A 996-nucleotide genomic window follows, 5' to 3' on the forward strand; every position below is an offset into this window, starting at 1 on the left:
ACAACCAATCAGCAACGCAAAGATTGTCGCACTGACGATGCGTTTGGTGGTGTTTTGGGTAAAACGGAACGTACTGTGACTGCTGATCAGCTTGCCACTTGTGACACTGTGCCCGAGTAACCAGCGTTGCAATAAGATGCTCGCACTGCTGATCAACATCGAGAACACCAGCAACACCAACAAGCCACCTTGCAGCATCGGCAGATCTTGTGACTTCGCCGCGCCTAAGATTAGTCGTCCGATACCCGGAATGGAAAACACTTGCTCCACAGCAACCGCGCCGCCGGTTAAACCGATCACCGTCATTGCGATTTGAGGAATCAAGTTACTAACAGCACGCCACAAGGCAAAGCGTAATATTTGAAACTTACTGACGTTCGCCGATAGCCAACTGATCACCCAAGGCTCATCTAGTACACGCTTGAGGCTGTCATTGAGCAAGCGCCCAAACAAGCCAGCAGCAGGCAATGCCATTGCCAAACTTGGTAGCCAGAGGTTTTGCACGCCTTGCCAACCATAAGGCGGGAACCAGCCCAACCAAATGGAAAACACCATGATCAGCAACGAAGCAATCACGTATTCAGGCAGTGAGACCAACACCGAACTGAGCGTGTCATGATGTTTGTCTAAACGATTCTGTTGCCAACGACGCACAGTGTAAAGGACGCTCGCCATACACATTACAAATGCCATAACTAACGCTGTAAGCATCAGTAATAGCGACGTTTTTGCGGTTTGTTGAACGCTCTCCATCACGGATGCGCCGCTCACCCAAGAGACACCTAAGTCTCCTTGCATGGCAAGCGTCAGCCAATCCCACAATCGCTCAGCAGCGCTGCGGTCAAGTTGAAGATCTTCTCGAATTGCTTGCAGAGCTTCTGCCGTCAGCAATTGTTGAGCACCCGCACGAGCACGGAGGATTGATTGGCTTGGGTCGATACCGGCAATATCCGGCATCAAACCCACCAGCACAACCACTACCCCGAGTGACAGGAA

General features: G+C 51.3%; 1 protein-coding gene. It reads right to left on the reverse strand.

Going from position 1 to position 996, the window contains the following annotated elements; translation table 11 throughout:
* The coding region (locus IQR33_RS02165; protein WP_228013722.1) for an ABC transporter permease at positions 1-993 on the reverse strand (993 nt) is incomplete at its 3' end.
* Between the last annotated feature and the right edge of the window lie 3 nt (positions 994-996).

It is taken from the genome of Vibrio sp. OPT46, from assembly GCF_015163535.1.
Lineage (GTDB): Bacteria > Pseudomonadota > Gammaproteobacteria > Enterobacterales > Vibrionaceae > Vibrio > Vibrio alginolyticus.